Source organism: Pseudomonas lini (genome assembly GCF_964063345.1).
Lineage (GTDB): Bacteria > Pseudomonadota > Gammaproteobacteria > Pseudomonadales > Pseudomonadaceae > Aquipseudomonas > Aquipseudomonas lini_B.
Genome location: NZ_OZ061318.1, coordinates 5122659 through 5149148, shown reverse-complemented (window position 1 = coordinate 5149148; position 26490 = coordinate 5122659). Strand labels below are relative to the sequence as shown.

The window sequence follows — 26490 nt, the reverse complement described above, 5'->3', positions numbered from 1 at the left end:
AAGCAGAACATCCTGATCTGGCTGCGGCTTTTTCTGCCACAGAGACAGAAAAGAAAACCGCCTGCGCAGAACGCAGGCGGTTTGCCATCAATAATAGATCAGGATTCTAGCGGCTACGCGGCAAACTTCAAGTAAGACTTTAAGTTCGCCTTACAAACTGTCCGCTTACTTGCGTGCAGTGACGATAGCCGGTGCCGTATTCGGCGCCATCGCGAGTGCGCGCTTGGCTTCGATGAAGGTCTTGCTCCAGTAGCTGTCGCCCAGGCTATCGATCCGGACACCACCGCTTTTGCGGCTGCTGGAGTGGATGAACTGGTTGTCACCCAGGTAGATCCCGGCGTGACTGACACGACCGCGACGGCCATTGGTGGCGAAGAACAGCAAGTCACCTGGCTTGAGAGCGCTGCGAGCAACCAGAGGAGCGTCAACGTTGATCATTTCGCGAGTGGAGCGCGGCAGGTTCATGCCGGCCTCTTCACGAAACAGATAACCGATGAAGCCGCTGCAGTCGAAGCCAGCCTCGGAGGTGCCGCCGAAACGGTAACGGGTACCGATCAGGGACATGCCACGTTCGAGGATGCTGTCGGCCAGAACCGGAAGCTGGTACGACTTGCCGCCGGCGAAGTCTGCCAGTTCTTTATCGGTGGCCACGCCGTCTTGGTAAAGAGTTTCCTGGAAAAGAACGGAAGACTGCGCGGTAACTGAATTTGAAACCTGCTGTTGTGGCGCTTGCTGGGACACTGGAGAGTGAGCAGCGCAACCGAACAACAGGGTGACGAGTGCGAGAGGCACGAGGGGTGCGAAGCGATTTAGCATGGGCACGACCGTGGCTGATAGTTTCTAAAGAAGCCGAGACTATGCCCGCTATCAACCTCATTTGCAAATTCAATCGATCTTTATGTGACTTATCGGTTTCTCGTTTACATCTAAGCGCTTAAGCCCATTTTGAACTTTTGCGCAGCCTGCCTTCTTGCAGGAAAGCGGATTTGTTGACGCCTGGAATATGCCGACCCCCCTGTAAAACCTGAGCCTGATCCAGGTTTTTACCAACCAAGGGTTTCTTTCAGGAACGGGATTGTCAGCTTGCGCTGAGCTTGGAGGGAGGCCTGATCGAGGCGTTCAAGCAGCTCGAAAAGCGCACTCATGCTGCGGGTACCGCGAGTCAAAATAAAATGCCCGACCTCGTCGGTCAGGTGCAGGCCGCGACGCGATGCGCGCAACTGCAAGGCACGCAATTTGTCTTCATCAGAGAGCGGGCGCATCTGGAAGATGAGTGCCAGTGTCAGCCGCGACTTGAGGTCTGCCAGCTTCACCGGCAGTTCGCGCGGAGATGTCGAGGCGGCGATCAGCAGACGCCGGCCACTGTCACGCAGACGATTGAACAGATGGAACAGCGCCTCTTCCCAATCCGCCTTTCCGGCGACCGCCTGCAGATCGTCCAGGCAGACCAGTTCGTATTGTTCGAGGTTGTCGAGGATTTCGATGCCGCGGTCCAACAACTCGGCCAATGGCAGGTACACCGCCGGCTCCCCCAGTTGTTCGAAGCGCAGACACGCTGCCTGCAACAAATGCGTGCGCCCTACTCCGTCCTTGCCCCAGAGGTAAATCAGGCTTTCCGTCCAGCCGGCGTCGGCTTCGCAGAGCCGCTCGACATAGCCGAGTGCAGCGGCATTGGCGCCTGGGTAGTAATTGATAAAGGTAGCGTCATCACGCAGACGCACACCTAGGGGCAGCTGAATCGGTTTCATGCTGACTGAACAGTTCCAAAGGAACCGTTAGTGGCCTCTGTGTAAAGTTTGCGAAGTTTATACCCGTGAGGCTGACCGCACAATGCGACAGACCACAAGCAAAATCAAAGGTTTGCGTTAACGCACTGGTTTTATGACCGTTTCTTTGACAGCGCATGTGACAGCCACGCGAGCGATACGGGCAAACCTGGCACGAAACCAGACTGCCCGCTATAGCGATCAAAAAAACTTACAGCCCGGATTCGTCGACACCGCCATAGATATCCGAATCCTTGTACAAATCATGCACGTGGCGCACCAGGACCATGATCACCGCCGCCACCGGCAATGCCAGCAGCACTCCGGTAAAACCGAACAACTCGCCGCCGGCCAGGATCGCGAAAATCACCGCCACCGGGTGCAGACCGATCCGGTCGCCCACCAGCAACGGCGTCAGGACCATGCCTTCCAGCGCCTGGCCGACCATGAACACCGCGACAATACCGATCATGGGATACAAATCGCCACCGAACTGGAACAGACCAGCAATCAATGCCGCCCCAATCCCGATGACGAACCCCATGTACGGCACGATCGCCGCCAGACCGGCAATCAGGCCGATCAACAGCCCCAGCTCCAACCCGACGATCATCAAGCCTGCGGCGTAGATCACGCCCAGCGCCAGCATCACCAGCAACTGCCCACGCACGAACGCGCCGAGCACTTCATGGCATTCACCCGCCAGGGACATGACGCGCTCTTCACGATCACGCGGCAGCAGGCTGCGGATCTTGGCCATCATCAGGTCCCAGTCGCGCAGCAGATAAAAACTCACCACCGGAATCAGCACCAGATTGGCCAGCCAGCCAATCAGCGCAAGACCTGAAGCCGTCGCCTGACTCAGCACCACCCCCACCACATCGGTGGTCTGGCCCATGTGCTCGCTGAACGCCGCCTTGAGCTTGTCGAACTTCCAGAAGCCGTCCGACAACCCGATCTTCGATTGCGCCCACGGCACGGCGGTGTGCTGCAACCAGTCGAGCATTTGCGGTGCCAGTTCATACAAGCGAAACAGCTGCCTGGCGAGCATCGGCACCAACACCAACAGCAACGCGGTGACGATCAACGTGAACAAGGCGAACACCGCCACCACACCCCAGGTCCGTGACAGACCGTACTTCTCCAGTCGATCCACCAGCGGGTCGAACAGATAGGCCAGCAACAGCGCCACCAGGAACGGCGTCAGGATCGGGTGCAACAGGTAAACAAACGCGCAAAGCAGGACCACCCCACCGAGCCAGAACCAACGCCGTGTATCGGCCATGTACCACTCCTGCTTCTATATAAAGAAAAACTACCAGCGAAAACGTAACTGCGGCATCGGTGCCGGGGCTGGCGCTACGGCCGGTGTCGAGCCAGCCGCCACGGGCTGAACAGGCGTCACGGGGGCCGGCGCCTCACCGGCCGGAATTTCCTGCAACCTGGCCAAGGACAACTGCGCCCGCAGTTGATCGGCGCTGCCGTTGACCCGATAAAGCACGCGGTCACCATCAACGCTTTGCAGACGTGCGCCAAAAGGCTCCAGCAAACGCCCGAGCGCTGCATAGTGCTCCAGATTCATGCCCTGCACTTCCAGCAATTGCTCGCTCGATGCGCCCGGCTTGGCGGCAAAACGCGGTGCCAGGCGTTGGCTGACCGCCAGCATCACCGCATCGGCCAGCGCGGCGGTATCGGCGCCCTGCGCGCTACCGGCTTCTTTCTGATCGCCCAACCACAAACGCCACTTGGCTTGCCATTGACCCCCCTCTTCACGGGCATGCACCGCCAGCAACGCGTCGGCATTGTAACGGTCGGATGCGCCCCGCAGCGGTGCCGGCTCTGCACTTTCCAGATTCGGCGCAGTGGCGACAATCTGCTCGTTCAGGTCCGCCAGCGGCAAACGCAGCGGCAGCCCACGATGTTGCGCCGCTCGAAGCAGTGGCGTGGCACTGGCCTGGCCATCGCCGACCAGGCTCGAACCTTCAGTGGAATCGTTCAACCACCAGCCAAGGATCGACGGCCGATTGGCACCCCACACAGCCAACCCGGCACGCCGCAAGGCCTGTTCGGTGGTGGCTGGATCGAAATCGACTTTCAGCACCTCCGGCGGTCCGGCGTCATAACCGAACTGGCTGATAATCTGCTGAGGGTCTTTGCGCACAGCCGCCAGACCAGGGCTCTGCGCCGCCTTGGGGTCGCCGGTCAGGCGCAACACCAACGTATCCAGCGCCCGCTGAGTCGCCTGATCGCGCTCCTCCGGCGTCTGGCTGCTGACAGGCTCGCGCACTTGATAGAGGCTTTTGACTGTTTCGGCATGGCTGGTCAGGCTGACCACGGATAAACAGCCCACGAACAAGAATTTAAGAAAACGCATGAAAGATTCCTGACGACAAGAGCGGCTGGAACAAACCGCATGAACACGAAGATGATTGAGCTAGGCTGTGACCACACACTCAAGCAAAACATTCACACGATCACATTAAGTTTTCGCACTGTCATAACGATAGACGGTTAGCGTCAATACCTTATACAGCCATGTGGGACGCCACCAATACGCGCAATATCGGTTTTTTTAACGCGATATGCCTCTACCCGTCGGCACGAGGATGGTCGCTGCCCCTCAAGCCTGATAAAATCGCGCGCCTTCGCAGACCGGCAACAGCCGGGCGCCCTGAAATTCGCGGATGGCAATTGCCCTTCGCCTGTTTCAGTGGCCCCACTGGACTCGGTCGTTACCCCTGAATCCCCCCTAAAGGCCTGGATCATGAGCAAGCAACCCTCCCTGAGCTACAAGGACGCCGGTGTAGACATCGACGCCGGTGAAGCATTGGTCGAACGCATCAAGAGCGTCGCCAAGCGCACTGCGCGCCCGGAAGTCATGGGCGGCCTGGGCGGTTTCGGCGCCCTCTGCGAAATCCCGGCCGGTTACAAACAACCGGTGCTGGTATCGGGCACTGACGGCGTCGGCACCAAGCTGCGCCTGGCGCTGAACCTGAACAAGCACGACAGCATCGGCATCGATCTGGTTGCCATGTGCGTGAACGACCTGGTGGTCTGCGGCGCAGAGCCGCTGTTCTTCCTCGACTACTACGCCACCGGCAAACTCAATGTCGAAACCGCGACCCAGGTCGTGACCGGCATCGGCGCTGGCTGTGAACTGTCCGGCTGCTCCTTGGTCGGCGGCGAAACCGCTGAAATGCCTGGCATGTACGAAGGCGAAGACTACGACCTGGCCGGCTTCTGCGTCGGCGTCGTGGAAAAGTCCGAAATCATCGACGGTTCCAAAGTCGCTGCCGGCGATGCCTTGCTCGCCCTGCCGTCTTCCGGCCCGCACTCCAACGGCTACTCGCTGATCCGCAAGATCATCGAAGTGTCCGGTGCAGACATCGAAAACATCCAGCTTGACGGCAAACCGCTGACCGACCTGCTGATGGCCCCGACCCGCATCTACGTGAAGCCGCTGCTCAAGCTGATCAAAGACACCGGCGCCGTCAAAGCCATGGCCCACATCACCGGTGGTGGTCTGCTGGACAACATCCCGCGTGTTCTGCCAAAAGGCGCACAAGCGGTGGTTGACGTTGCAAGCTGGACTCGCCCTGCCGTGTTCGACTGGCTGCAAGAGAAAGGCAACGTTGACGAAAACGAAATGCACCGCGTGCTGAACTGCGGCGTCGGCATGGTTATCTGCGTGGCCCAAGAGCACGTTGAAACCGCGCTGAACGTGTTGCGTGAAGCCGGCGAACAGCCTTGGGTCATCGGTCAGATCGCCACCGCTGCCGAAGGCGCGGCCCAGGTTGAACTGAAGAACCTCAAGGCTCATTGATGTCCCAGACCTGTGATGTGGTGGTGCTGTTGTCCGGCACCGGCAGTAACTTGCAGGCCTTGATCGACAGCACGCGGACCGGCGACAGCCCGGCCCGCATCGCTGCGGTGATTTCCAACCGCGCCGACGCCTACGGCCTGCAACGCGCCAGGGACGCGGGTATCGATACCCGCACCCTGGATCACAAGGCTTTCGAAGGTCGCGAGGCCTTCGATGCCGCGCTGATCGAACTGATCGACGCCTTCAACCCCAAACTCGTGGTATTGGCCGGTTTCATGCGCATTCTCAGCGCTGACTTCGTGCGCCACTATCAGGGTCGCCTGCTCAATATCCATCCCTCGCTGCTGCCCAAATACAAAGGGTTACACACCCATCAGCGCGCGCTGGAGGCCGGCGACACTGAACACGGCTGTTCTGTGCACTTCGTCACCGAGGAACTCGATGGCGGACCACTGGTCGTACAGGCAGTAATACCGGTAGAGTTGCACGATTCGCCGCAGAGTCTGGCGCAGCGAGTCCATACCCAGGAACACCTGATCTACCCGATGGCCGTACGCTGGTTTGCCGAAGGTCGTGTATCACTCGGCGAACAAGGTGCTTTACTGGACGGACAGTTACTCGCGGCCAGCGGCCACTTGATTCGTACCTAGGAGATTTTATGCGTCGTGCCCTGCTCTTCGCTTGCGCTCTGCTCGCCCTGCCGTTTGCGCAGGCCGCAGACCTTCAACCCTTCTCCGCCAGCTACACCGCCGACTGGAAGCAGTTGCCCATGAGCGGCACCGCCGAACGCAGCCTGACCAAGGGAACCAACGGCGTCTGGAAGCTCAGCTTCAAGGCGTCGATGATGATCGCCAGCCTGACCGAAGAAAGCACCCTGACCCTGGACAAGGACACGCTGCTGCCACAGTCCTACCACTTCGAACGCGGCGGTCTGGGCAAAGCCAAGAAAGCTGATCTGGACTTCGACTGGACCAACAAGATGGTCACCGGCACCGATCGCGGTGACGCCGTCAAGCTCCCGCTCAACCGCGGCATGGTCGACAAGTCCACCTATCAACTGGCGCTGCAGCATGACGTGGCCGCCGGCAAGAAAAGCATGAGCTATCAAGTCGTCGATGACGGCGAAGTCGATACCTATGACTTCCGCGTGCTGGGTTCGGAGAAAGTCGACACCAAGGCTGGCCAGATCGATGCGATCAAGGTCGAGCGCGTGCGCGACCCGACACAAAGCAAGCGCATCACCGTCCTGTGGTTCGCCAAGGACTGGGATTACCTGCTGGTCCGTCTGCAACAGGTCGAAACCGACGGCAAGGAGTACAACATCATGCTCCTCGACGGCACGGTCAACGGCAAGCCGGTCAAAGGCGGCTGATCCGCAACAAAATGAAAGCCCCGCAAAACGCGGGGCTTTTTTTCGTCTGGCATTTGGCTGGGCGAGAGAGCGATCAGCGCACGGTAAAGCGTTGCTGAGCCAGCAGGCGATCGCCCTGGAACACCATGAAACGCCATTCTCCGGGAACGACTTCGTGGCTTTCGGTGAACTCGTAGGCCATCAGGTCCTGCGGAGCGCCGGGTACCAGTTTCTGAGTGACTTCCAGCTTGTCGTGACGCACGCCATCCGGAGTACGAATGCCCGGCGTGAAATAGAGCAACGTCAGCGGCTGGTCTTCGGCGACCTTGCCGGCCAACTGGTAACGCATACCGAATTTGGTGCCCAGTTTGGCGGGGACGATTTCGGTCTGCTGGATCTGTTCATTGCTGCGCCGTAAAACCCGCTCGCCCGATTGCAGTTCGGCTTTCGGGCCAGCGAAGACGCCATATTCCACCGAGCCTTCGACGCGGACTTCGGCACTGGCCAGAGCACTGACGAACATTATAGTGGCCAGGGTGGCTAAGCGGGTGAGGTACATGGCGCGCTCCTTGATTGAGATGAGCGCGAGGGTATGACGCGGGGGTGACAGGACGATGACAACCTTGAGTTCAATGCAATCCTGTAGGAGCGAGGCTTGCCCGCGAAGAACGATGACGCGTAATACCTGAAAAGCCGCGGTGCATTCTTCGCGGGCAAGCCTCGCTCCTACAGGTTCTGCGTCTGGTCAAATCCCCCACCAAGAAAGTGGAACGCGAACTTGAAGGAATGCTCTATAACTTCAGGGTCTTTTTTGACCGAATGACTTTTCCCTGATCCCTGCGAGGTTTCCCATGACTGTTACCGTCAATACCATCTGCGCCGAAGGTTTTCGTCACAGCGTCCAGATCGATGACCACGAACTCTTTGCCGATGTATCGAAAGCCTCTGGCGGCGAAGGCACCGCGCCTGAACCACACGACTACTTCGACGCAGCCCTGGGTGCCTGTAAGGCCCTGACGCTGAAAATGTATGCCAAGAAAAAGGACATCCCGCTGACGGGCGTCGAGGTTGAAGTCACGCGCGACAACAGTGAAGAACAGAAAGGCAAGTACGCCCTGCACGTCGAACTCACGCTCAAGGGTGTGCTCACCGACGCCCAGCGTGACGAGCTGCACCGCGTGGCCGACCGCTGCCCGGTACACAAGCTGATGACCACTTCCGACATCAGCATCGAAACCCATCTGTCCGAAGGCGCCTTCAGCCAATAGCGGCAAGGGCTGCGCAAGCGGGTTATGCTCCCTGCGTCACCCGCTCAGCCTGGAATGCACCATGAACACTCCGCTCGTGATCCGCCCTCGCGCCGAAGATGTCGAAGGCCAGCCGATTCTTCGCCCGCTGCCGTCAGCCAAATGCCGCAACGTCGGGCCTTTCGTGTTTTTCGACCACATGCTCGAAACCCGTTACCCGGCGGGCAAAGGCATGAACATCCGTCAGCATCCGCACATCGGCCTGTCCACCCTCACCTACTTGTTCGAAGGACAAATCCAGCACAAGGACAGCCTCGGTTCCGATCAGGTGGTGAATGCTGGCGATGTCAGCTGGATGACGGCGGGTAGCGCAATTGCCCACGTCGAACGCACGCCCGAACCATTGAAAGACAGCGGCTTTACGATGCACGGCTTACAGATCTGGCTGGCTTCGCCCAAGGATCGTGAACACGGCCCGGGGCATTACAGTCACCATCCGGCGGCCACGCTACCCGTCAGCGATAACCTTGGCGTGAAGATACGGATGATCGCCGGGTCAGGCTTTTGCCTCGAATCGCCGGTCCCAGTGCTTTCTCCTACGCTGTACGCCGAATTGAACCTGCAAGCGGCGACCACATTGCTGATTCCCATCGAGCATGAAGAACGGGCACTGTATGTGCTGAGCGGTGAGGTGCAGCTTGATGGCGAGCCGCTGGAGCCGCATTCGCTGGTGGTATTGCCGGCCGGGGCAGAGATGACACTGTTCGCCGAGAGCGACTGTCATGCCATGTTGTTTGGCGGCGCGCCGCTGGATGAACCGCGACGGATCAACTGGAATTTCGTGGCCAGCGATCCGGCATTGATCGATGAAGCGCGTCGGCGCTGGGCGGCCGGGGATTGGCCGACAGTACCGGGGGAAAGTGAGCGGATTGAGTTGCCTTCGGGGCGTTAGTAACACCGCCATCGCGGGCAAGCCCGCTCCCACAATTGCGAGGTCGTTCGCAAAATTCGCGCACGGCACAATTCCCTGTGGGAGCGGGCTTGCCCGCGAAGAGGCCCTGTCAGGCACCCGACCCCAGCCAGCGCCTGAACATAAAAAAACCCGCCGAAGCGGGTTTTTTTACAACGCGGTTAAACCGACAGTTCAACCAACAGCTTATTCAGACGGCGCACATAAGCCGCCGGGTCTTTCAAGCTGTCGCCGGCCGCCAGGGCCGCCTGATCGAACAGAATGTGCGACAGGTCGCCGAAGCGCTCGTCGCTCTGCTCGTTGTCGAGTTTCTCGATCAGCGGGTGAGCCGGGTTGAATTCGAAGATCGGCTTCGAATCCGGAACCTTCTGACCGCTGGCTTCCAGGATCTGACGCATTTGCAGGCCCAGGTCCTGCTCGCCGATGGCCAGAATCGCCGGGGAATCGGTCAGACGGTGAGAGACCCGCACCTCAGCAACGGAGTCGCCCAAAGCGGTCTTGAGACGCTCAACCAAGCCTTCTTTGGACTTGGCGACTTCTTCCGCGGCTTTCTTGTCTTCTTCCGAATCCAGATTGCCGAGGTCCAGGTCACCGCGTGCCACGTCGACAAAGCTCTTGCCGTCGAAGTCGTTGAGGTAGCTCATCAGCCACTCGTCGATGCGGTCGGTCAACAGCAGCACTTCGATGCCTTTCTTGCGGAAGACTTCCAGGTGCGGGCTGTTTTTGACTTGCGCGTAGGTTTCGCCAGTCAGGTAGTAGATCTTGTCCTGACCTTCCTTGGCGCGAGCCAGGTAGTCGGCCAGACCTACAACCTGCTCGCCGTCATCGCCCTGAGTGGACGCGAAACGCAGCAGGCCGGCAATTTTCTCTTTGTTGGCGAAGTCTTCTGCCGGGCCTTCTTTCATGACCTGACCGAAGTTCTTCCAGAAGCCTTTGTATTGCTCAGGCTCGTTCTTCGCCAGTTTTTCCAGCATGTCCAGAACGCGCTTGGTCAGCGCCGACTTCATGGAATCGATGATCGGGTCTTTCTGCAGGATTTCCCGCGACACGTTCAGCGACAGGTCGTTGGAGTCGACCACGCCTTTGATGAAGCGCAGGTACAGCGGCAGGAACGACTCGGCCTGATCCATGACGAACACACGCTGCACGTACAGCTTCAGGCCTTTTGGCGCTTCACGCTGGTACAGGTCGAACGGAGCACGGGTCGGCACATAAAGCAGCGAGGTGTACTCGAGCTTGCCTTCGACCTTGTTGTGGCTCCAGCTCAGCGGGTTTTCGAAATCGTGAGCGACGTGCTTGTAGAACTCCTGGTATTCCTCGTCTTTTACTTCAGCACGAGGGCGAGTCCACAGGGCGCTGGCGCGGTTGACGGTTTCCCACTCAACGGCAGGCTTGTCTTCGCCTTCAACGGCTGCCACTTCTTTCGGCAACTCGATCGGCAAGGCGATGTGATCGGAGTACTTCTTGATGATGTTGCGCAGACGCCAGCCATCGGCGAATTCGTCTTCAGCGGACTTCAGGTGCAGAACGATGCGGGTACCACGGTCGGCTTTCTCGACAGTGGAAATTTCGAATTCGCCTTCGCCCTTGGACGACCAGTGCACACCTTCGCTAGCAGCGAGGCCAGCACGGCGGCTGAACACATCAACTTTATCGGCGACGATGAAAGCCGAGTAAAAACCGACACCGAACTGACCGATCAGGTGCGAGTCTTTTTTCTGATCGCCAGACAGGTGTTTCATGAAATCGGCAGTGCCGGACTTGGCGATGGTACCCAGATGGGTGACCGCGTCTTCACGGCTCATGCCGATGCCGTTGTCTTCGAGGGTGACGGTTTTAGCGTCTTTGTCGAAGCTCACACGGATTTTCAGTTCAGCGCCGCCTTCCAGCAATTCAGGCTTGGCCAGCGCTTCAAAACGTAATTTATCGACAGCGTCAGAGGCGTTCGAGATCAATTCGCGAAGGAAAATTTCCTTGTTGGAATACAGCGAATGGATCATGAGGTGCAGCAGTTGCTTCACCTCGGTCTGGAAGCCCAGGGTTTCCTTTTGAGTTTCCACACTCATGGTCATCAAACTCCAATCAGATGGCAGTGGCCGCGACCTTGAGGGTCGGCGGCGGGTTGTCCTCAGAGTTGGGGGCTGAGATCAGGATTTCAAGGGCTCTTCGATTTTGAAATGAGCGCGGGCCGTGGCAATGGGCTCGGCTTCGGTGCTTTGCCAGGCGGTAATCGCCACGTTTGCCACCCGGCGCCCCTGACGGCACACCAGGCATCTGGCCCAGGTATCGCGAAACTGCCCCGCACGCAGGTAGTCGAGGGAAAAGTCGATAATCTTCGGCACACCGGGCGAGCCGGTGAAGATAAGCAGGTGCAGTGCCGCCGAAAGTTCCATGAACCCGGCAATCACCCCGCCATGAATCGCCGGCAATAAAGGATTACCAATGTTGTCTTTGTTGGCCGGCAGACGAAACAGCAGTTCATCCCCTACCCGCGAACATTCGACACCGATCAGTGCGGCGTAGGGAATCAGGTCCAGCAGCGAGGCGTAGTCCCCCTGCGCATGGGCCTGTTGAAGTTGCTCCTTGAACGTGTCGGTCATTTCGCACCTCCAGCAATGGCGCCGCCAAAACCTTTAGTGCCTTTAATTCCCTTGCCCATGCGCATGAAGGTGCCCACCACATGGGCGATGGGTTGTTCAGGGTCGTCCTGATAGGCAAAACCGCGCGCGAAGATTACGTCGGTGGTCACTCGGTAGCATTGGGCGAAGCCGTACACGTCCTTGTTCGGCTCGGCGGCGTGCATGTAGTCGATGCGCAAGTCGAGCGTCGGACAGACTTCGAACTCGGGCAGCACGCAAAGGGTGGCCATACCGCAGGCGGTGTCCATCAGAGAGGTCAGCGCACCGCCATGAATCACCCCGGTTTGCGGATTACCGACGATCTGCGGGCTGTACGGCAAAATCACCGTCAATCCTTCGCTGCTGGCGCTGTGAACACGCATTCCGAGTACCTGACAATGCCGCAATGCCGACAGGAATCGCGTCGCACGCTCAAAAACGGGATTTTCGGCCATTTGATAAAACTCTTCTTAGTGTCTGGTCAAAGTAGCGGGCTAGAAGGCAAAAGTTCCGCAGCAAAACAAACTTATATATCTGTATGAATTGAGGAACTTAACCCTATTCGCTGTGCTCGAAAGGCCAGTAGATATTTTCCATAAGGAGAAACACCCCATGCGTAAGACTTTAGCTATTGCCTTGATGTTGACCGCTTCCCTCGGTCTCGCTGCCTGCGATAAAAAATCCGAGGACAAAGCTCAAGATGCCACCAAACATGCCGAGCAAGCTCAGGAAAAAATGGGCGAAGCTCAGGATAAAGTGAACGACGCTGCAAAAGAAAACGCCGAAGCTGCCAAAGCTCAGGCCGAATCGAACGCAGCAGCGGCAAAAGAAGCCGCTCCAGCTACAGCGCCAGCGCCAGCGCCAGAAGCACCTAAAAACTAAAAACGTTTTTAGTGTGATAAAAGAAAACCCGCCCAGTGCGGGTTTTCTTTTTATTGGCGATAAGTATTAGAGCAAAATTGATCTAAAAGTCGGACTAATCATCAGCAACAGCGAACACACTAAACCCACAAACCACACCAGACTGCGCTGCCAGGCCAGATCTCCCCAATAGCACAGCAAGTAAATAATGCGCGTGATCACGAAGATGAGCGCCAGCGTATCGATCAGCCATCCCGCCGTCTGCGTGGTGTGCGCCATCAACACTCCTATCGCAAACAATAAGAACGCCTCGAAACTGTTCTGGTGAGCCGCCAATGCACGGGCGCCGAAGCCCGTCAGTTGCGCCTGTTGCTGACGCGGCAGGTGATTGTTGTAACCCCCCTGCTCGTTCATGGCCTTGGCCACTGGAATCTTTGCCACGTAAATCAACAATGCGCTGATAAACACACACCAGAACGGAATACTCATCAAGCAGCCTCCTTGTTTGCTTCAGGCAATGGCGCCTCTGTAGGTGTATAGACCATCACATCCAGAACGTCGGAGTGAAACTCTCGGCGATACAACACAAACACGACGCCGGCACTCATCAACATGAACAACCAGGGACTGACGAACCACGCCAGCATGGTCATGCCGAAGTAATAGGAACGCAGACCGAAGTTGAACTGGTTGGCCGCCATGGAGATGACACGGGCGGCTCGGGAAGCAAAGGCTTTACGCTCTTGCTCGGACACATGGCGCTCGCCGATCATCGGCGCCGAGCCCACGAGAATCGCCGCAAAGTTGTACTGACGCATGCACCAACTGAAGGTAAAGAACGCATAGACAAACACCAGCGCCAGGCACAACAACTTGATCTCCGACATGCCTTGGGAGGCCTGTTGCACCATCGGGATATCCGCCAGCAACGACACGGCTCTGTCGGACGCCCCCAACACCGTGAGAATACCGGCCAGGATAATCAGCGTACTGGAGGCGAAGAACGAGGCATTGCGCTCCAGGTTACCGATCACGCTGGCATCGGCAATGCGGTTGTCGCGCAACAGCATGCGGCGCATCCAGTCTTCGCGATACAGGTGCAGCACGCTGGCCAGGCACGCGGTGTCGCGGCCCTTCCATGAGGCGTAACGGGTATAACCGCCCCAGCAGACGACAAACCAGAGCGCGGCGAGGATGTGGATCAGATTGGCGTGGATGAACGACATGCAGGTCCTTGTGATGTGTTTGCGGGGAACGGAAACCCTGTGGGAGCGGGCTTGCTCGAGAAGGCAATGGGTCAGTCGACATCAATGTTGAATGATAAGCCGTCTTCGCGAGCAAGCCCGCACATTAGATTTGGCAGTGCTTCGACGTTAGCGCAAGGAAAAAGACACCGCATCTCGCCCATAAAAAAATGCCCCGTATCGATTGATACGGGGCATTTCTATTTTTTGGCAGGAAGCAACTCAAGGCCCGCTTGTGGCGGGCCATGAAGCAGCTTAAGCCAGCGCTTCTTCGCGCTTGCCCAGCAGACGGTCGCAAACCACGGCAACCACCAGGGTCATGAACGACGGCACCAGCCACGCCAGACCCTGCTCGCTCAGCGGCAGGTGAGTCAGTTGAGTCGGCATCCAGTCGGCCAGACCGGCGCCCTTGAGGGCGTCGATCAGGCCGAAGATGAACGACACCAGCATCACCGGACCGACAATGCGCCCCTGCTCATGCCAGAAGTCCTTGCAGAAGCTCAGGGCTACCAAGGCGATGCACGGCGGGTAGATGGCAGTCAGCACCGGGATCGAGAAAGCAATCAGCTTGGTGAGGCCCAGGTTGGACACCAACAGGGAGAACGCAGCCAGAATGATCACCAGTGTCTTGTAGGACAGTGGCAGTACACGGCTGAAGTATTCGGCACAGGCACACGTCAGACCGACCGCTGTCACCAGGCAGGCCAGGGAGATCAGCACCGCAAGGAAACCGCTGCCCAACGAACCAAACGTGTGCTGAACGTACGCATGCAATACCGCCGCGCCGTTGGCAGCACCGGCGGCCACTTCATGGCTGCCCGAACCAAGACGGAACAGACTGACGTAAACCAGCGCCAGGCCCACACCGGCAATCAGACCGGCGATGATCGCGTAACGGGTGATCAACGCTGGCGATTCCACGCCGCGGGAGCGGATCGCATTGACGATGACAATGCCGAATACCAACGCGCCCAGGGTATCCATGGTCAGGTAACCATTGATAAAGCCTTGGGAGAACGGTGCCGCGACATATTCAGGAGTGGCCACGCCGATATCACCGGCCGGCAACGCGAACGCGGCAATGCCGAGAACGGCCAGAGCGATGATCTTCAGCGGTGCAAGGAAACGTCCTACGGTGTCCAGCAGACGGCCCGGATAAAGCGAGATGAAAAACACCAGCAGGAAGTACACCGAGCTATAGAGAAACAGCGCCAGCGGGCTCTCGCCGGTCAGCGGCGCCAGGCCCACTTCAAACGACACGGTCGCAGTGCGCGGCGTCGCGAACAACGGGCCGACAGCGAGGTAGCACGCGGCTGCCAGCAGGCCTCCGGCGACTTTACCGATCGGGCTGCTCAAGGCATCCATTGCACCACCGACCTTGGCCAGGGCAACAACGGTGATCACCGGCAGACCGACCGCGGTGATCAGAAAACCCAGCGCCGCCATCCAGACATTGGGCCCGGACTGCAAACCGACGATAGGTGGGAAGATGATGTTGCCAGCCCCGACGAACAGGGCAAATGTCATAAAACCCAGTGCCAGGATGTCCTGGCCTTTCAAGACTTTCATTAAGGAAATACCACACTACTGAATCGGAATTTAGAGAGGGATTTCCCTTATGGGTGAGGGAAATGCTGTCGGCCCGTATAGGACTGACCCGTTTAGCGCGTCGCTGCCTTGTGGGCCGCGGACGCAAAAATGGCTGCTAGCCTAACGAATTTGCACGACAAACGCACTGTTACGGGGCGAACTATCCGATACACGACATTATAATGTCGTGTTTACATATCTAATTTTCCTACCTCGGCACAGATCGTTCCCACGCTCTGCGTGGGAATGCATCCCGTGACGCTCTGCGTCACATTCAAAGGCGGAACGCGGAGCGTCCCTGGCGGCGTTCCCACGCAGAGCGTGGGAACGATCACCCGGAAACGACAAAGGCCACCCGAAGGTGGCCTTTGTTTGGTGAAGCGTCAGCTAAGCGCGAGGCTTACTTGATCGCCCAACCGGTCAGCTCGGACAAAGCCTTGCCGATGTCTGCCAGCGAACGCACGGTTTTAACGCCTGCGTCTTCCAGGGCAGCAAACTTCTCGTCTGCAGTGCCTTTGCCGCCAGAGATGATTGCGCCAGCATGGCCCATGCGCTTGCCCGCAGGGGCAGTCACACCAGCGATGTAGGAAACAACCGGCTTGGTCACGTTTGCCTTGATGTAGGCAGCCGCTTCTTCTTCAGCCGAACCGCCGATCTCACCGATCATTACGATCGCTTCGGTCTTCGGGTCTTCCTGGAACAGCTTCAGGATGTCGATGAAGTTCGAACCCGGGATCGGGTCACCACCGATGCCGACGCAAGTCGACTGACCGAAACCGGCGTCAGTAGTCTGCTTCACAGCTTCGTAGGTCAGGGTGCCGGAACGGGAAACGATACCGACCTTGCCTGGCAAGTGAATGTGACCTGGCATGATGCCGATCTTGCATTCGCCTGGAGTGATCACGCCTGGGCAGTTAGGACCGATCAGGACTACGCCCAGCTCGTCGCACTTGACCTTGGCATCCAGCATGTCCAGGGTAGGAATGCCTTCAGTGATGCAAACGATCAGCTTGATGCCGCCGAATGCTGCTTCCAGGATGGAGTCTTTGCAGAAAGGAGCTGGAACGTAGATCACGCTGGCGGTGGCGCCAGTGGCAGCTACAGCGTCTTTCACGGTGTTGAACACTGGCAGACCCAGGTGCTCGGTGCCGCCTTTGCCTGGAGTTACACCACCAACCATCTTGGTGCCGTACTCGATGGCTTGCTGGGTGTGGAAACTACCTTGCGAACCGGTAATACCCTGGCAGATAACTTTGGTGTCTTTATTGATCAGGACGCTCATTATTTGCCCTCCGCAGCTTTAACAACTTGTTGAGCAGCGTCGGTCAGGCTGGTAGCAGCGATGATGTTCAAACCGCTTTCTGCCAGTACTTTAGCGCCCAGCTCAGCATTGTTGCCTTCAAGGCGAACAACAACCGGGATTTTCACGCCGACTTCTTTCACAGCGCCGATGATACCTTCGGCAATCATGTCGCAACGAACGATGCCGCCGAAGATGTTGACCAATACTGCAGCGACGTTAGTGTCGGACAGGATGATCTTGAACGCTTCGGTAACGCGTTCTTTGGTAGCACCGCCGCCCACGTCGAGGAAGTTGGCTGGTTTGCCGCCATGCAGGTTGACGATGTCCATGGTACCCATGGCCAGGCCAGCACCGTTGACCATGCAACCGATGTTGCCTTCCAGTGCTACGTAGTTCAGTTCGAACTTGGCAGCATGCGCTTCGCGCGGATCGTCTTGCGACGGATCGTGGAAAGTCTTCAGCTTAGGCTGACGGTACATGGCGTTGGCGTCGATGTTGATCTTGGCGTCGAGGCAATGCAGATCGCCGTCAGCCTTGATCACCAGCGGGTTCACTTCCAGCAGAGCCAGGTCGTGATCCTTGAACAGCTTGGCCAGACCTACGAAGATCTTGGCGAACTGAGCAACTTGCTTGCCTTCCAGACCCAGCTGGAATGCCAGCTCGCGACCCTGGAATGGCTGAGCGCCAACCAGTGGATCGATAGTGGCCTTGAGGATTTTCTCAGGGGTGTCGTGAGCGATTTTCTCGATGTCCACGCCACCTTCGGTGGAAGCCATGAACACGATGCGACGGCTCGAACGGTCAACGACAGCGCCCAGGTACAGCTCTTTAGCGATATCAGTGCACGATTCAACCAGGATCTTGGTGACTGGCTGACCATTGGCATCAGTCTGGTAAGTCACCAGACGCTTGCCCAACCACTGTTGAGCGAATGCTTTGGCGTCTTCTTTGCTGCGAACCAGCTTTACGCCGCCCGCTTTACCGCGACCACCAGCGTGGACCTGGGCTTTGACAACCCACTCGGTGCCGCCGATTTTGTCGCAAGCTTCTGCTGCTGCTTCCGGGGTGTCTACTGCGTAGCCGGTGGAAACTGGCAGGCCGTACTCAGCGAACAGCTGCTTACCCTGATACTCGTGAAGATTCATGCTTATTACCGTCTTCGTTAGGTACTGCGCATTCGGTGCTGCACTAGTTGAAGTGCCGCACCACCTGTGACTGCTGCTTGCGTAGCTGATCTACGCAAGACTGCGTCCAGCGGACATTCCGCGGTGAGTCTTGCATGCAAGGCTCACGACGGGCCGTACCGCCGTGGTTTCTTATTGTCTTAACGCTTCTTGCGGTTGGCGATGTGGATGGCGCCGCCATTCACAGCCAAAGCTGCTTCGTGCAAGGCTTCAGACAGGGTCGGATGGGAGAAAACCATCATGCCCAGGTCTTCAGCGCTGGTGCCGAATTCCATACCGATCGCGCCCTGCTGAACCAGTTCTGCAGCGCTCGGGCCAATCACATGGACGCCCAATACGCGGTCAGTCTTGGCATCAGCAATGACTTTCACGAAACCGCCGGTGTCGTTGGCTGCCATGGCACGGCCACTGGCTGCGAACGGGAAGGTGCCAACGTTAACTTCAACGCCTTCAGCCTTCAAGGTCTGCTCGGTTTTGCCGACCCATGCGATTTCCGGGTGAGTATAAATAACTGACGGGATCAAGTCATAGTTCATCTGGGCTTTGTGGCCCTTGATGCGCTCAACGACCATGATGCCCTCTTCCGAGGCTTTGTGTGCCAGCATCATGCCGCGAACCACGTCACCAATGGCGTAAACGCCCGGTACGGTGGTAGCGCAGTGATCGTCAACGTGCACGAAACCGCGCTCGTCCAGGGTCACGCCGCAATCGGCAGCCAGCAGATCAGTGGTCACCGGACGGCGACCAACGGCTACGATCAGCTTGTCGAAAGTGATGTTCTGTTCGCCGTTGGCATCGGTGTAGTTCACAACGACTTCGTCGCCGTTCACTTTGGAACCGGTAACGCGAGCACCCAGCTTGATGTCCAGACCTTGTTTGGTCAGGGTTTTCAGCGCTTCCTTGGAAACGGCAGCGTCAGCGGCCATCAGGAAGGTGTCCAGCGCTTCGAGAACGGTAACTTCTGCGCCCAGACGGGACCAGACCGAACCCAGTTCCAGACCGATCACGCCAGCGCCAATCACGCCCAGACGTTTTGGAACCGATTGGAATTCCAGCGCGCCAGTCGAATCAACGATCACATTCTGGTCGACCGGAGCCGGTGGAATGTCGATCGGACGCGAACCTGGAGCCAGAATCACGTTCTCGGCTTCAATGATTTCTACCGAACCGTCAGGCTTGGTGACTTCGACTTTCTTGCCAGCCAGCAGTTTGCCGTGGCCCTGGATCGAAGTAACGCCGTTAGCCTTGAACAGGGTGGCAACGCCGGAGGTCAGGCCTTTGACGATGTTGGCTTTACGGCCGACCATTGCTGGCACGTCCATGGTCACGCCAGCGTGGTTGATACCGTGGATCGCGAAGCCGTCTTGGGCTTCGTGGAACTTCCAGGAGCTGTCCAGCAGCGCCTTGGATGGAATGCAGCCGACGTTCAGGCAAGTACCGCCGAGGGCCAGTTTGCCTTCCTTGTCGGTGTATTTCTCGATGCAGGCAGTGGAGAGGCCCAGTTGCGCTGCTTTAATGGCAGCCACGTAGCCGCCAGGGCCCGCGCCAATCACTACCACGTCGAATTTCTGAGTCATGTGTCATTCCTTCTCGAATCAAACCGGACGGCCCCTTTTGGGGACCGTCGTGGGACGAAGCTGGTCATTACAGAAGGGCCGCCCATCGCTGAGCGGCCCGTGCAACGAAATCAGATATCCAGCAGCAAACGAGCCGGGTCTTCCAGCAGGTTCTTGATGGTAACCAGGAAGGTCACAGCTTCTTTGCCGTCGATCAAACGGTGATCGTAGGACAGAGCGAGGTACATCATCGGACGGATAACGACTTGACCGTTGATCGCCATAGGACGCTGCAGAATGTTGTGCATGCCCAGGATGGCCGCTTGTGGCGGGTTGACGATCGGAGTCGACATCATCGAACCGAAAGTACCACCGTTGGTGATGGTGAACGTACCACCGGTCATTTCGTCCATCGACAGCTTGCCGTCACGAGCCTTCTTGCCGAAGGTGGCGATGCCGCCTTCGATTTCAGCCAGGCTCATCAGTTCGGCGTTACGCAGAACCGGTACAACCAGGCCGCGGTCGCTGGAAACAGCAACACCGACGTCAGCGTAGCCGTGGTAAACGATGTCGGCACCGTCGATCGACGCGTTGACAGCCGGGAAGCGTTTCAGCGCTTCGGTGGCAGCCTTGACGAAGAACGACATGAAGCCCAGGCGCACGCCGTTGTGGGACTTCTCGAACAGGTCCTTGTACTTCGAACGCAGGGCCATGACTTCGGTCATGTCGACTTCGTTGAAAGTGGTCAGCATTGCCATGTTCGATTGAGCTTCAACCAGACGCTTGGCAACGGTGGCCCGCACGCGGGTCATCGGTACGCGCTTCTCGATGCGATCGCCGGCAGCGAACACTGGAGCAGCAGCGGCAGGAGCAGCAGCCTTGGCAGGCGCGGCAGCCGGAGCGGCTTTCTTGGCAGCTACAGCGGCAACAACGTCTTCCTTGGTCACACGACCGCCTTTGCCAGTGCCGGCAACGGAAGCGATGTTGATACCGTTTTCTTCAGCCAGCTTGCGAGCAGCCGGTGCAGCAACAGGATCATCTTCGCCCGCTTCGGCAGGAGCAGCGGCAGCGGCAGCAGGTGCAGCAGCGGCGGCTGGAGCGGCAGCAGCACCGCCCTCACCGATGGAGCCCAGAACTTCGTCGGACAGAACGGTGTCGCCTTCGTTCTTGACGATAGCGCCCAGCACGCCATCAGCGGTGGCCAACACTTCCAGTACGACTTTGTCAGTTTCGATGTCGACGATCAGTTCGTCACGCTTGACGGCGTCGCCCGGTTTTTTGTGCCAGGTGGCAACGGTGCCATCGGCAACCGATTCCGGGAAAGTGGGGGCTTTGATTTCGATAGCCATTATCTGTGGGTCCTTAAATTCGGTTTCAGGTGCGCGAAGGCGTTAAACAGTAAAGGCGTCTTGCAGCAGTTGTTCCTGCTGCTCAGCGTGCATCGATGCATAACCACAAGCAGGTGCAGCAGAAGCATCACGGCCCGCGTACTCAAGTACGAGAGACTTGTCGTGATTGCCAACGATGCGGCGCATGTGGTGTTGGCTGCAGTACCAGGCACCCTGGTTCATCGGCTCTTCCTGACACCAAACGATATGTTTGAGGTTGGTGTACGGAGCCAGGACTTCGTTCAAGTCGTCCTCAGGGAATGGGTACAGCTGCTCGATACGCACGATGGCGATGTCATCACGACCTTCGGCACGGCGTTTTTCCAGCAGGTCGTAGTAGACCTTGCCGCTACACAGAACAACGCGCTCGACCTTTTTCGGGTCCAGGGCATCGATTTCCGGGATAACGGTCTGGAACGAACCTTCAGCCAGATCTTCCAGGGTCGAGATGGCCAGTTTATGACGCAGCAGCGACTTCGGAGTCAGAACGATCAACGGCTTGCGCAGCGGGCGAATCACCTGACGACGCAGCAAGTGGTAGATCTGAGCCGGTGTAGTCGGCACGGCTACCTGAATATTGTGCTCGGCGCACAGTTGCAGGTAACGCTCCAGACGAGCCGAAGAGTGCTCCGGACCCTGACCTTCATAACCGTGCGGCAGCAGCATGGTCAGACCGCAGAGACGGCCCCACTTGTGCTCGCCACTGGTGATGAACTGGTCGATAACCACTTGGGCACCGTTGGCGAAGTCGCCGAACTGGGCTTCCCAGATCACCAGCGCCTCAGGCGTGGTGGTCGAGTAACCGTATTCGAACGCCAGCACGGCTTCTTCGGACAGGAACGAATCGTACAGGTCGAAACGTGGCTGGCCCTTGTACAGGTTTTGCAGCGGGACGTAGGTACCCGCGTCTTTCTGGTTGTGCAAGACAGCGTGACGGTGCGAGAACGTACCGCGACCGATGTCCTGACCCGTCATGCGAATCGGGTGACCTTCGAACGCCAGGGTCGCGTACGCCATGGTTTCGGCGTAACCCCAGTTGATCGGCAGGCCGCCGGCTTGCATTTTCTGACGGTCTTCGTAGATTTTCGAGACCTGGCGCTGAACCACGAAGCCTTCCGGAATTTCCAGCAGCTTGGCGGACAGTTCCTGCAAGGTTTTCAGATCGAAGCGAGTGTCGTGACGCGCGGTCCAGGCGTGGCCCAGATACGGACGCCAGTCCACGAACAACTCTTTGTTCGGCTCTTTGACCAGGCTTTTTACAACATGCAGACCGTTGTCCAGCGCATTGCGGTATTCGTCGACTTTCGCCTGAACACGCTCTGCATCCAGCACACCGCCCTGGGTCAGACGATCGGCATACAGCTCACGGGTAGTGCGCTGTTTGGTGATCTGCTGATACATGATTGGCTGGGTGCCGCTAGGCTCGTCGGCCTCGTTGTGGCCGCGACGACGGTAGCAGACCAGGTCGATCACCACGTCACGCTTGAACTGCATGCGGTAGTCGATGGCCAACTGGGTCACGAACAACACGGCTTCCGGATCATCACCATTTACATGGAGGATCGGCGCCTGGATCATCTTCGCAACGTCGGTCGCGTACTCGGTGGAGCGCGAGTCCAGCGGGTTGCTGATGGTGAAACCGACCTGGTTGTTGATCACGATGTGCACGGTGCCGCCGGTCTTGAAACCGCGGGTCTGCGACATCTGGAAGGTTTCCATCACCACACCCTGACCGGCGAATGCCGCGTCGCCGTGGATGGAGATAGGCAGAACCTTCTCGCCGGTAGGGTCGTTACGACGATCCTGACGGGCGCGAACCGAACCCTCGACCACCGGGGAAACGATTTCCAGGTGGGACGGGTTGAACGCCATGGCCAGGTGAACTTCACCGCCGGTGGTCATCACGTTGGACGAGAAGCCCTGGTGATATTTAACGTCACCGGACCCCAGCTCGACCTTCTTCTTGCCCTCGAACTCGTCGAACAGCTCGCGCGGGTTCTTGCCGAAGGTGTTGACCAGCACGTTGAGACGACCACGGTGGGCCATGCCGATCACGATTTCCTTGGTGCCGTAGGAGCCGGAACGCTGGATCAGCTCGTCGAGCATCGGAATCAGGCTCTCGCCGCCTTCCAGACCGAAACGCTTGGTACCCGGGTATTTGGTCCCAAGGTATTTTTCCAGACCTTCGCCGGCGGTGACGCGCTCAAGCAGGTGGCTCTTGATGTCGGCGGAGTACGTCGGACGGCCGCGCACGCTTTCCAGACGCTGCTGGAACCACTGGCGCTGCTCGGAATCGGTGATGTGCGTAAATTCAGCGCCGATGGTGCGGCAATATGTCTGCTGCAACGCTTCGTGAATTTCGCGTAGGCTCGCCTCCTCTTTGCCGATGAACAGGTCGCCGGCACGGAAGGTCGTATCAAGATCGGCATTGGTCAAGCCGTAATGATTGATTGACAGGTCTGCAGGTGCAGGACGCTGCCACAGCCCCAGCGGGTCAAGCTGGGCTGCCTGGTGGCCACGCATACGGTAGGCCTGGATCAATCGCAGCACTTCAACTTGCTTCTTCTCGTGCTCACTGCTCACGCTTCCGGCGGAAACCGGTTGGGCGCGGCGCTGGTTCTTTGCCAGCAAGACGAAATGATCGCGAATTGTGGAGTGCGAAACATCGGTGACAGTGTCGCCATCAGCAGGCAACTTCTGGAAGTAGGTGCGCCACTCTTCTGGCACAGCGTTAGGGTCGTGCAGGTAGAGCTCGTAGAGCTCTTCCACATAGGCAGCGTTACTACCGGATAGGTAGGCGCTGTTCCACATGCGCTGCATCACGCTTTCTTGCATGCTTGGTCACCCTCGGTTAGGGGAACACCACCGGCGTCGACACCGAGAAAACTTGCAGAAGTCCGAATGCAGCGACTAAAACAAGCCACTTAGGATCACGCTGATAGTCCGGGTACCAGCCCGGATGCCCCTGCTTGTCTCATTTCTTCAAAATAAGAGCCGCAGCCTTATAAGCTGCTGCTCAGGTTAAAACTACGGCGCCGGTTGAAGCCTGCGCCGTAGCATCTACGGGTATTGCGGTCCTACGGGTACAGCAGCTGAATCACACGCCGCTTTGCAGCAGCATGTTACGAATGTGACCGATGGCCTTAGTCGGGTTCAGGCCTTTCGGACAAACGTTGACGCAGTTCATGATGCCCCGGCAGCGGAATACGCTGAACGGGTCATCCAGCGAAGCCAGACGCTCGGATGTCTTGTTGTCGCGGCTGTCTGCCAGGAAGCGATAGGCTTGCAGCAGAGCAGCCGGACCCAGGAACTTGTCCGGGTTCCACCAGAAGGACGGGCACGAAGTCGAGCAGCAAGCGCACAGGATGCACTCGTACAGACCGTCGAGCTTTTCACGCTCTTCAGGAGACTGCAGACGCTCGATGGCCGGAGCCGGCGTGTCGTTCTGCAGGTATGGCTTAACCTTTTCGTATTGCTTGTAGAAGATGCTCATATCGACGACCAGGTCACGGATAACCGGCAAACCTGGCAACGGACGAACGATCAGCTTGTTACGTTTTACGACGGCAGACAGCGGCGTGATGCATGCCAGACCGTTTTTGCCGTTGATGTTCATGCCGTCGGAACCGCAAACACCTTCACGGCAAGAGCGACGATAGGAGAAACCTTCGTCCTGCTCTTTGATCAGCGCCAGCACATCCAGCACCATCAGGTCTTTACCACCGGTATCAACCTGGAATTCCTGCATGAACGGCGCAGCGTCCTGATCAGGGTTGTAACGATAAACACTGACTTGCAACATGGAGGCCACCCTTAATAAGTCCGAATCTTAGGTTCAAAAGTCGGAACAGTCTTCGGCGAGAAGTTCACAGCACGCTTGGTAACGCGCTTGTCACCCGGGAAGTACAGGGTGTGGCACAGCCAGTTTTCGTCGTCACGGTCTTCGAAGTCTTCACGGGCGTGAGCACCGCGGGACTCTTTGCGCACTTCTGCAGCGATGGCAGTGGCTTCGGCCACTTCCAGCAGGTTCTGCAGTTCCAGCGCTTCGATACGCGCAGTGTTGAACGCCTGGCTCTTGTCGTTGATCTTGACGTTGGCGATACGGCCACGCAGATCAGCCAACTGAGCAATACCCTTCTGCATGTATTCGCCGGTACGGAACACACCGAAGTAGTTCTGCATGCAGTTTTGCAGTTCGCGACGCAGGGTTGCCACGTCTTCACCTTCGGTACGCTCGTTCAGAGCGGACAGACGTGCCAGGGCCGCATTGATGTCGGCGTCGGTGGCGTCATCGTATTCGATACCGTCGGTCAGCGCTTTTTCCAGGTGCAGGCCGGCAGCGCGGCCGAATACCACCAAGTCGAGCAGCGAGTTGCCGCCCAGACGGTTGGCGCCGTGAACCGATACGCACGCCACTTCACCCACTGCGAACAAGCCTGGGATGATTTCGTCGACGCCTTCGTCGTTCTGGGTGATTGCCTGACCGTGAATGTTGGTCGGAACGCCGCCCATCATATAGTGGCAGGTCGGAACAACCGGAACCGGAGCAACAACCGGGTCAACGTGTGCGAAAGTCTTGGACAGTTCGCAGATGCCTGGCAGACGGCTGTGCAGCACTTCCTCGCCCAAGTGGTCGAGTTTGAGCATTACGTGGTCGCCATTCGGACCGCAACCGTTACCGGCAATGATTTCTTTAACCATCGAACGGGCAACAACGTCACGACCGGCAAGGTCTTTGGCGTTCGGAGCATAACGCTCCATGAAACGCTCGCCGTGCTTGTTGATCAGGTAACCACCTTCACCACGGCAACCTTCTGTAACCAGTACACCGGCGCCGGCGATGCCGGTCGGGTGGAACTGCCACATTTCGATGTCTTGTACCGGTACGCCGGCACGTAGCGCCATACCAACGCCGTCACCGGTGTTGATCAGGGCGTTGGTGGTCGAAGCGTAGATACGACCTGCACCGCCGGTGGCCAGTACGGTGGCCTTGGCACGGATATAGGTGGTTTCACCGGTTTCGATGCAGATGGCGATCACGCCGACGAACTCGCCTTCGCCGTTCTTCACCAGATCGACAGCGTAGTACTCGTTCAGGAACACGGTACCGGCTTTCAGGTTGCCCTGATAAAGGGTGTGCAGCAGCGCGTGACCGGTACGGTCGGACGCAGCGCAAGTACGCGCAGCCTGGCCACCTTTACCGTAATCCTTCGACTGACCGCCGAATGGACGCTGGTAGATACGACCTTGCTCGGTACGCGAGAACGGCATACCCATGTGGTCCAGTTCGTAAACGGCAGCCGGACCTTCCTGACACATGTATTCGATAGCGTCCTGGTCACCGATGTAGTCGGAACCCTTGACGGTATCGTACATGTGCCAGCGCCAGTCATCGTTCGGGTCAGCAGACGCGATTGCGCAGGTGATGCCGCCCTGGGCGGATACAGTGTGCGAACGGGTCGGGAAAACCTTGGTGATCACGGCAGTCTTGTGACCACCTTGTGCCAGTTGCAGCGCTGCGCGCATGCCGGCACCGCCACCACCAATAATGATGGCGTCGAAAGAAATCGTTGGAATGTTAGCCATGAC

Annotated in this window: 24 protein-coding genes; 6 read left to right on the top strand and 18 right to left on the bottom strand. The window is 58.1% G+C overall.

The features are described 5' to 3' along the window. Nucleotides 1-165: 165 nt before the first annotated feature. From AB3226_RS23330 to AB3226_RS23315, 4 genes are all read right to left on the bottom strand, one after another. Nucleotides 166-816 carry a C40 family peptidase gene (locus AB3226_RS23330; RefSeq protein ID WP_367374795.1) on the bottom strand — a complete coding sequence of 217 codons (651 nt, stop codon included), beginning with the start codon at nucleotides 814-816 and terminating at the stop codon, nucleotides 166-168. A 227-nt stretch (nucleotides 817-1043) separates the two neighbouring features. After that, the gene (hda, locus tag AB3226_RS23325) at nucleotides 1044-1748 is read right to left on the bottom strand and encodes a DnaA regulatory inactivator Hda (RefSeq protein ID WP_007898944.1); all 705 of its coding nucleotides are present in this window, start codon (nucleotides 1746-1748) and stop codon (nucleotides 1044-1046) included. 229 nt (nucleotides 1749-1977) lie between these two features. Beyond that, a complete protein-coding gene (locus AB3226_RS23320; RefSeq protein WP_367374794.1) occupies nucleotides 1978-3051 on the bottom strand; it encodes an AI-2E family transporter in 1074 nt (357 codons plus the stop codon). A 30-nt stretch (nucleotides 3052-3081) separates the two neighbouring features. Further along, a complete protein-coding gene (locus tag AB3226_RS23315; protein WP_367374793.1) occupies nucleotides 3082-4140 on the bottom strand; it encodes a DUF2066 domain-containing protein in 1059 nt (352 codons plus the stop codon). Between the two features lie 390 nt (nucleotides 4141-4530). Here AB3226_RS23315 and purM point away from each other — a divergent pair, with 390 nt between their 5' ends. From purM to AB3226_RS23300, 3 genes are read left to right on the top strand one after another with little or no spacing between them, the layout of a single operon-like run. Then, nucleotides 4531-5589, top strand: a complete 1059-nt coding sequence (gene purM / locus AB3226_RS23310) for a phosphoribosylformylglycinamidine cyclo-ligase (RefSeq protein ID WP_010456810.1) — start codon at nucleotides 4531-4533, stop codon at nucleotides 5587-5589. After that, nucleotides 5589-6239: a phosphoribosylglycinamide formyltransferase gene (gene purN, locus AB3226_RS23305; RefSeq protein WP_367374792.1), complete on the top strand. Its 651-nt coding sequence runs from the start codon at nucleotides 5589-5591 to the stop codon at nucleotides 6237-6239. Before purM ends, purN begins: the two co-directional genes overlap by 1 nt. 8 nt (nucleotides 6240-6247) lie before the next feature. Then, nucleotides 6248-6961, top strand: coding sequence for a DUF3108 domain-containing protein (locus tag AB3226_RS23300; protein ID WP_367374791.1), 714 nt, complete (start codon nucleotides 6248-6250; stop codon nucleotides 6959-6961). Nucleotides 6962-7034: 73 nt separating this feature from the next. On the opposite strand, the gene AB3226_RS23295 is transcribed toward AB3226_RS23300, so the two are convergent. Then, nucleotides 7035-7499 (bottom strand): DUF3859 domain-containing protein, encoded by a 465-nt coding sequence (locus AB3226_RS23295; RefSeq protein ID WP_367374790.1) that lies wholly within the window; start codon nucleotides 7497-7499, stop codon nucleotides 7035-7037. A gap of 292 nt (nucleotides 7500-7791) precedes the next feature. Between AB3226_RS23295 and AB3226_RS23290 the strand changes: the two genes are divergently transcribed. Together AB3226_RS23290 and AB3226_RS23285 are read left to right on the top strand one after the other, a co-directional pair. Beyond that, entirely contained in the window at nucleotides 7792-8208 is a 417-nt protein-coding gene (locus AB3226_RS23290; RefSeq protein ID WP_367374789.1) for an OsmC family protein, read from the top strand. A 61-nt stretch (nucleotides 8209-8269) separates the two neighbouring features. Next, complete coding sequence (locus AB3226_RS23285; protein WP_367374788.1) at nucleotides 8270-9139, top strand: pirin family protein; 870 nt, start codon at nucleotides 8270-8272, stop codon at nucleotides 9137-9139. A gap of 179 nt (nucleotides 9140-9318) precedes the next feature. Here the strand turns inward: AB3226_RS23285 and htpG are convergent, their stop codons facing one another. From htpG to AB3226_RS23270, 3 genes are all read right to left on the bottom strand, one after another. Beyond that, on the bottom strand, nucleotides 9319-11223 hold the full coding sequence (gene htpG / locus AB3226_RS23280) for a molecular chaperone HtpG (RefSeq protein ID WP_367374787.1): 1905 nt from the start codon (nucleotides 11221-11223) through the stop codon (nucleotides 9319-9321). Nucleotides 11224-11304: 81 nt separating this feature from the next. Beyond that, nucleotides 11305-11757, bottom strand: a complete 453-nt coding sequence (locus AB3226_RS23275) for a PaaI family thioesterase (RefSeq protein ID WP_367374786.1) — start codon at nucleotides 11755-11757, stop codon at nucleotides 11305-11307. Further along, a complete protein-coding gene (locus AB3226_RS23270) occupies nucleotides 11754-12230 on the bottom strand; it encodes a PaaI family thioesterase (RefSeq protein ID WP_367374785.1) in 477 nt (158 codons plus the stop codon). The genes AB3226_RS23275 and AB3226_RS23270 overlap by 4 nt, the downstream gene beginning before the upstream one ends. Nucleotides 12231-12387: 157 nt before the next feature. Between AB3226_RS23270 and AB3226_RS23265 the strand changes: the two genes are divergently transcribed. Further along, on the top strand, nucleotides 12388-12657 hold the full coding sequence (locus AB3226_RS23265) for a hypothetical protein (protein WP_367374784.1): 270 nt from the start codon (nucleotides 12388-12390) through the stop codon (nucleotides 12655-12657). 66 nt (nucleotides 12658-12723) lie between these two features. Here the strand turns inward: AB3226_RS23265 and AB3226_RS23260 are convergent, their stop codons facing one another. The 10 genes from AB3226_RS23260 to sdhA all read right to left on the bottom strand — a co-directional run bounded on the left by AB3226_RS23260 (nucleotide 12724) and on the right by sdhA (nucleotide 26487). Beyond that, nucleotides 12724-13125: an MAPEG family protein gene (locus AB3226_RS23260; RefSeq protein WP_367374783.1), complete on the bottom strand. Its 402-nt coding sequence runs from the start codon at nucleotides 13123-13125 to the stop codon at nucleotides 12724-12726. Next, nucleotides 13125-13862, bottom strand: coding sequence for a DUF599 domain-containing protein (locus tag AB3226_RS23255; RefSeq protein WP_367374782.1), 738 nt, complete (start codon nucleotides 13860-13862; stop codon nucleotides 13125-13127). Before AB3226_RS23255 ends, AB3226_RS23260 begins: the two co-directional genes overlap by 1 nt. Before the next feature lie 273 nt (nucleotides 13863-14135). Beyond that, nucleotides 14136-15449 (bottom strand): branched-chain amino acid transport system II carrier protein, encoded by a 1314-nt coding sequence (gene brnQ, locus AB3226_RS23250; RefSeq protein WP_367374781.1) that lies wholly within the window; start codon nucleotides 15447-15449, stop codon nucleotides 14136-14138. A gap of 421 nt (nucleotides 15450-15870) precedes the next feature. After that, nucleotides 15871-16752, bottom strand: coding sequence for a succinate--CoA ligase subunit alpha (gene sucD / locus AB3226_RS23245; RefSeq protein WP_007898976.1), 882 nt, complete (start codon nucleotides 16750-16752; stop codon nucleotides 15871-15873). After that, nucleotides 16752-17918: an ADP-forming succinate--CoA ligase subunit beta gene (sucC, locus tag AB3226_RS23240; protein ID WP_007898980.1), complete on the bottom strand. Its 1167-nt coding sequence runs from the start codon at nucleotides 17916-17918 to the stop codon at nucleotides 16752-16754. The genes sucD and sucC overlap by 1 nt, the downstream gene beginning before the upstream one ends. Nucleotides 17919-18097: 179 nt before the next feature. Continuing rightward, on the bottom strand, nucleotides 18098-19534 hold the full coding sequence (lpdA, locus tag AB3226_RS23235) for a dihydrolipoyl dehydrogenase (RefSeq protein ID WP_007898983.1): 1437 nt from the start codon (nucleotides 19532-19534) through the stop codon (nucleotides 18098-18100). Nucleotides 19535-19644: 110 nt separating this feature from the next. Then, the gene (gene odhB / locus AB3226_RS23230) at nucleotides 19645-20862 is read right to left on the bottom strand and encodes a 2-oxoglutarate dehydrogenase complex dihydrolipoyllysine-residue succinyltransferase (RefSeq protein WP_367374780.1); all 1218 of its coding nucleotides are present in this window, start codon (nucleotides 20860-20862) and stop codon (nucleotides 19645-19647) included. 42 nt (nucleotides 20863-20904) lie between these two features. Next, on the bottom strand, nucleotides 20905-23736 hold the full coding sequence (locus AB3226_RS23225; protein WP_367374779.1) for a 2-oxoglutarate dehydrogenase E1 component: 2832 nt from the start codon (nucleotides 23734-23736) through the stop codon (nucleotides 20905-20907). A 262-nt stretch (nucleotides 23737-23998) separates the two neighbouring features. Beyond that, nucleotides 23999-24703 carry a succinate dehydrogenase iron-sulfur subunit gene (locus AB3226_RS23220; protein WP_007898989.1) on the bottom strand — a complete coding sequence of 235 codons (705 nt, stop codon included), beginning with the start codon at nucleotides 24701-24703 and terminating at the stop codon, nucleotides 23999-24001. An 11-nt stretch (nucleotides 24704-24714) separates the two neighbouring features. Further along, on the bottom strand, nucleotides 24715-26487 hold the full coding sequence (gene sdhA, locus AB3226_RS23215; RefSeq protein ID WP_367374778.1) for a succinate dehydrogenase flavoprotein subunit: 1773 nt from the start codon (nucleotides 26485-26487) through the stop codon (nucleotides 24715-24717). Nucleotides 26488-26490: the final 3 nt, after the last annotated feature.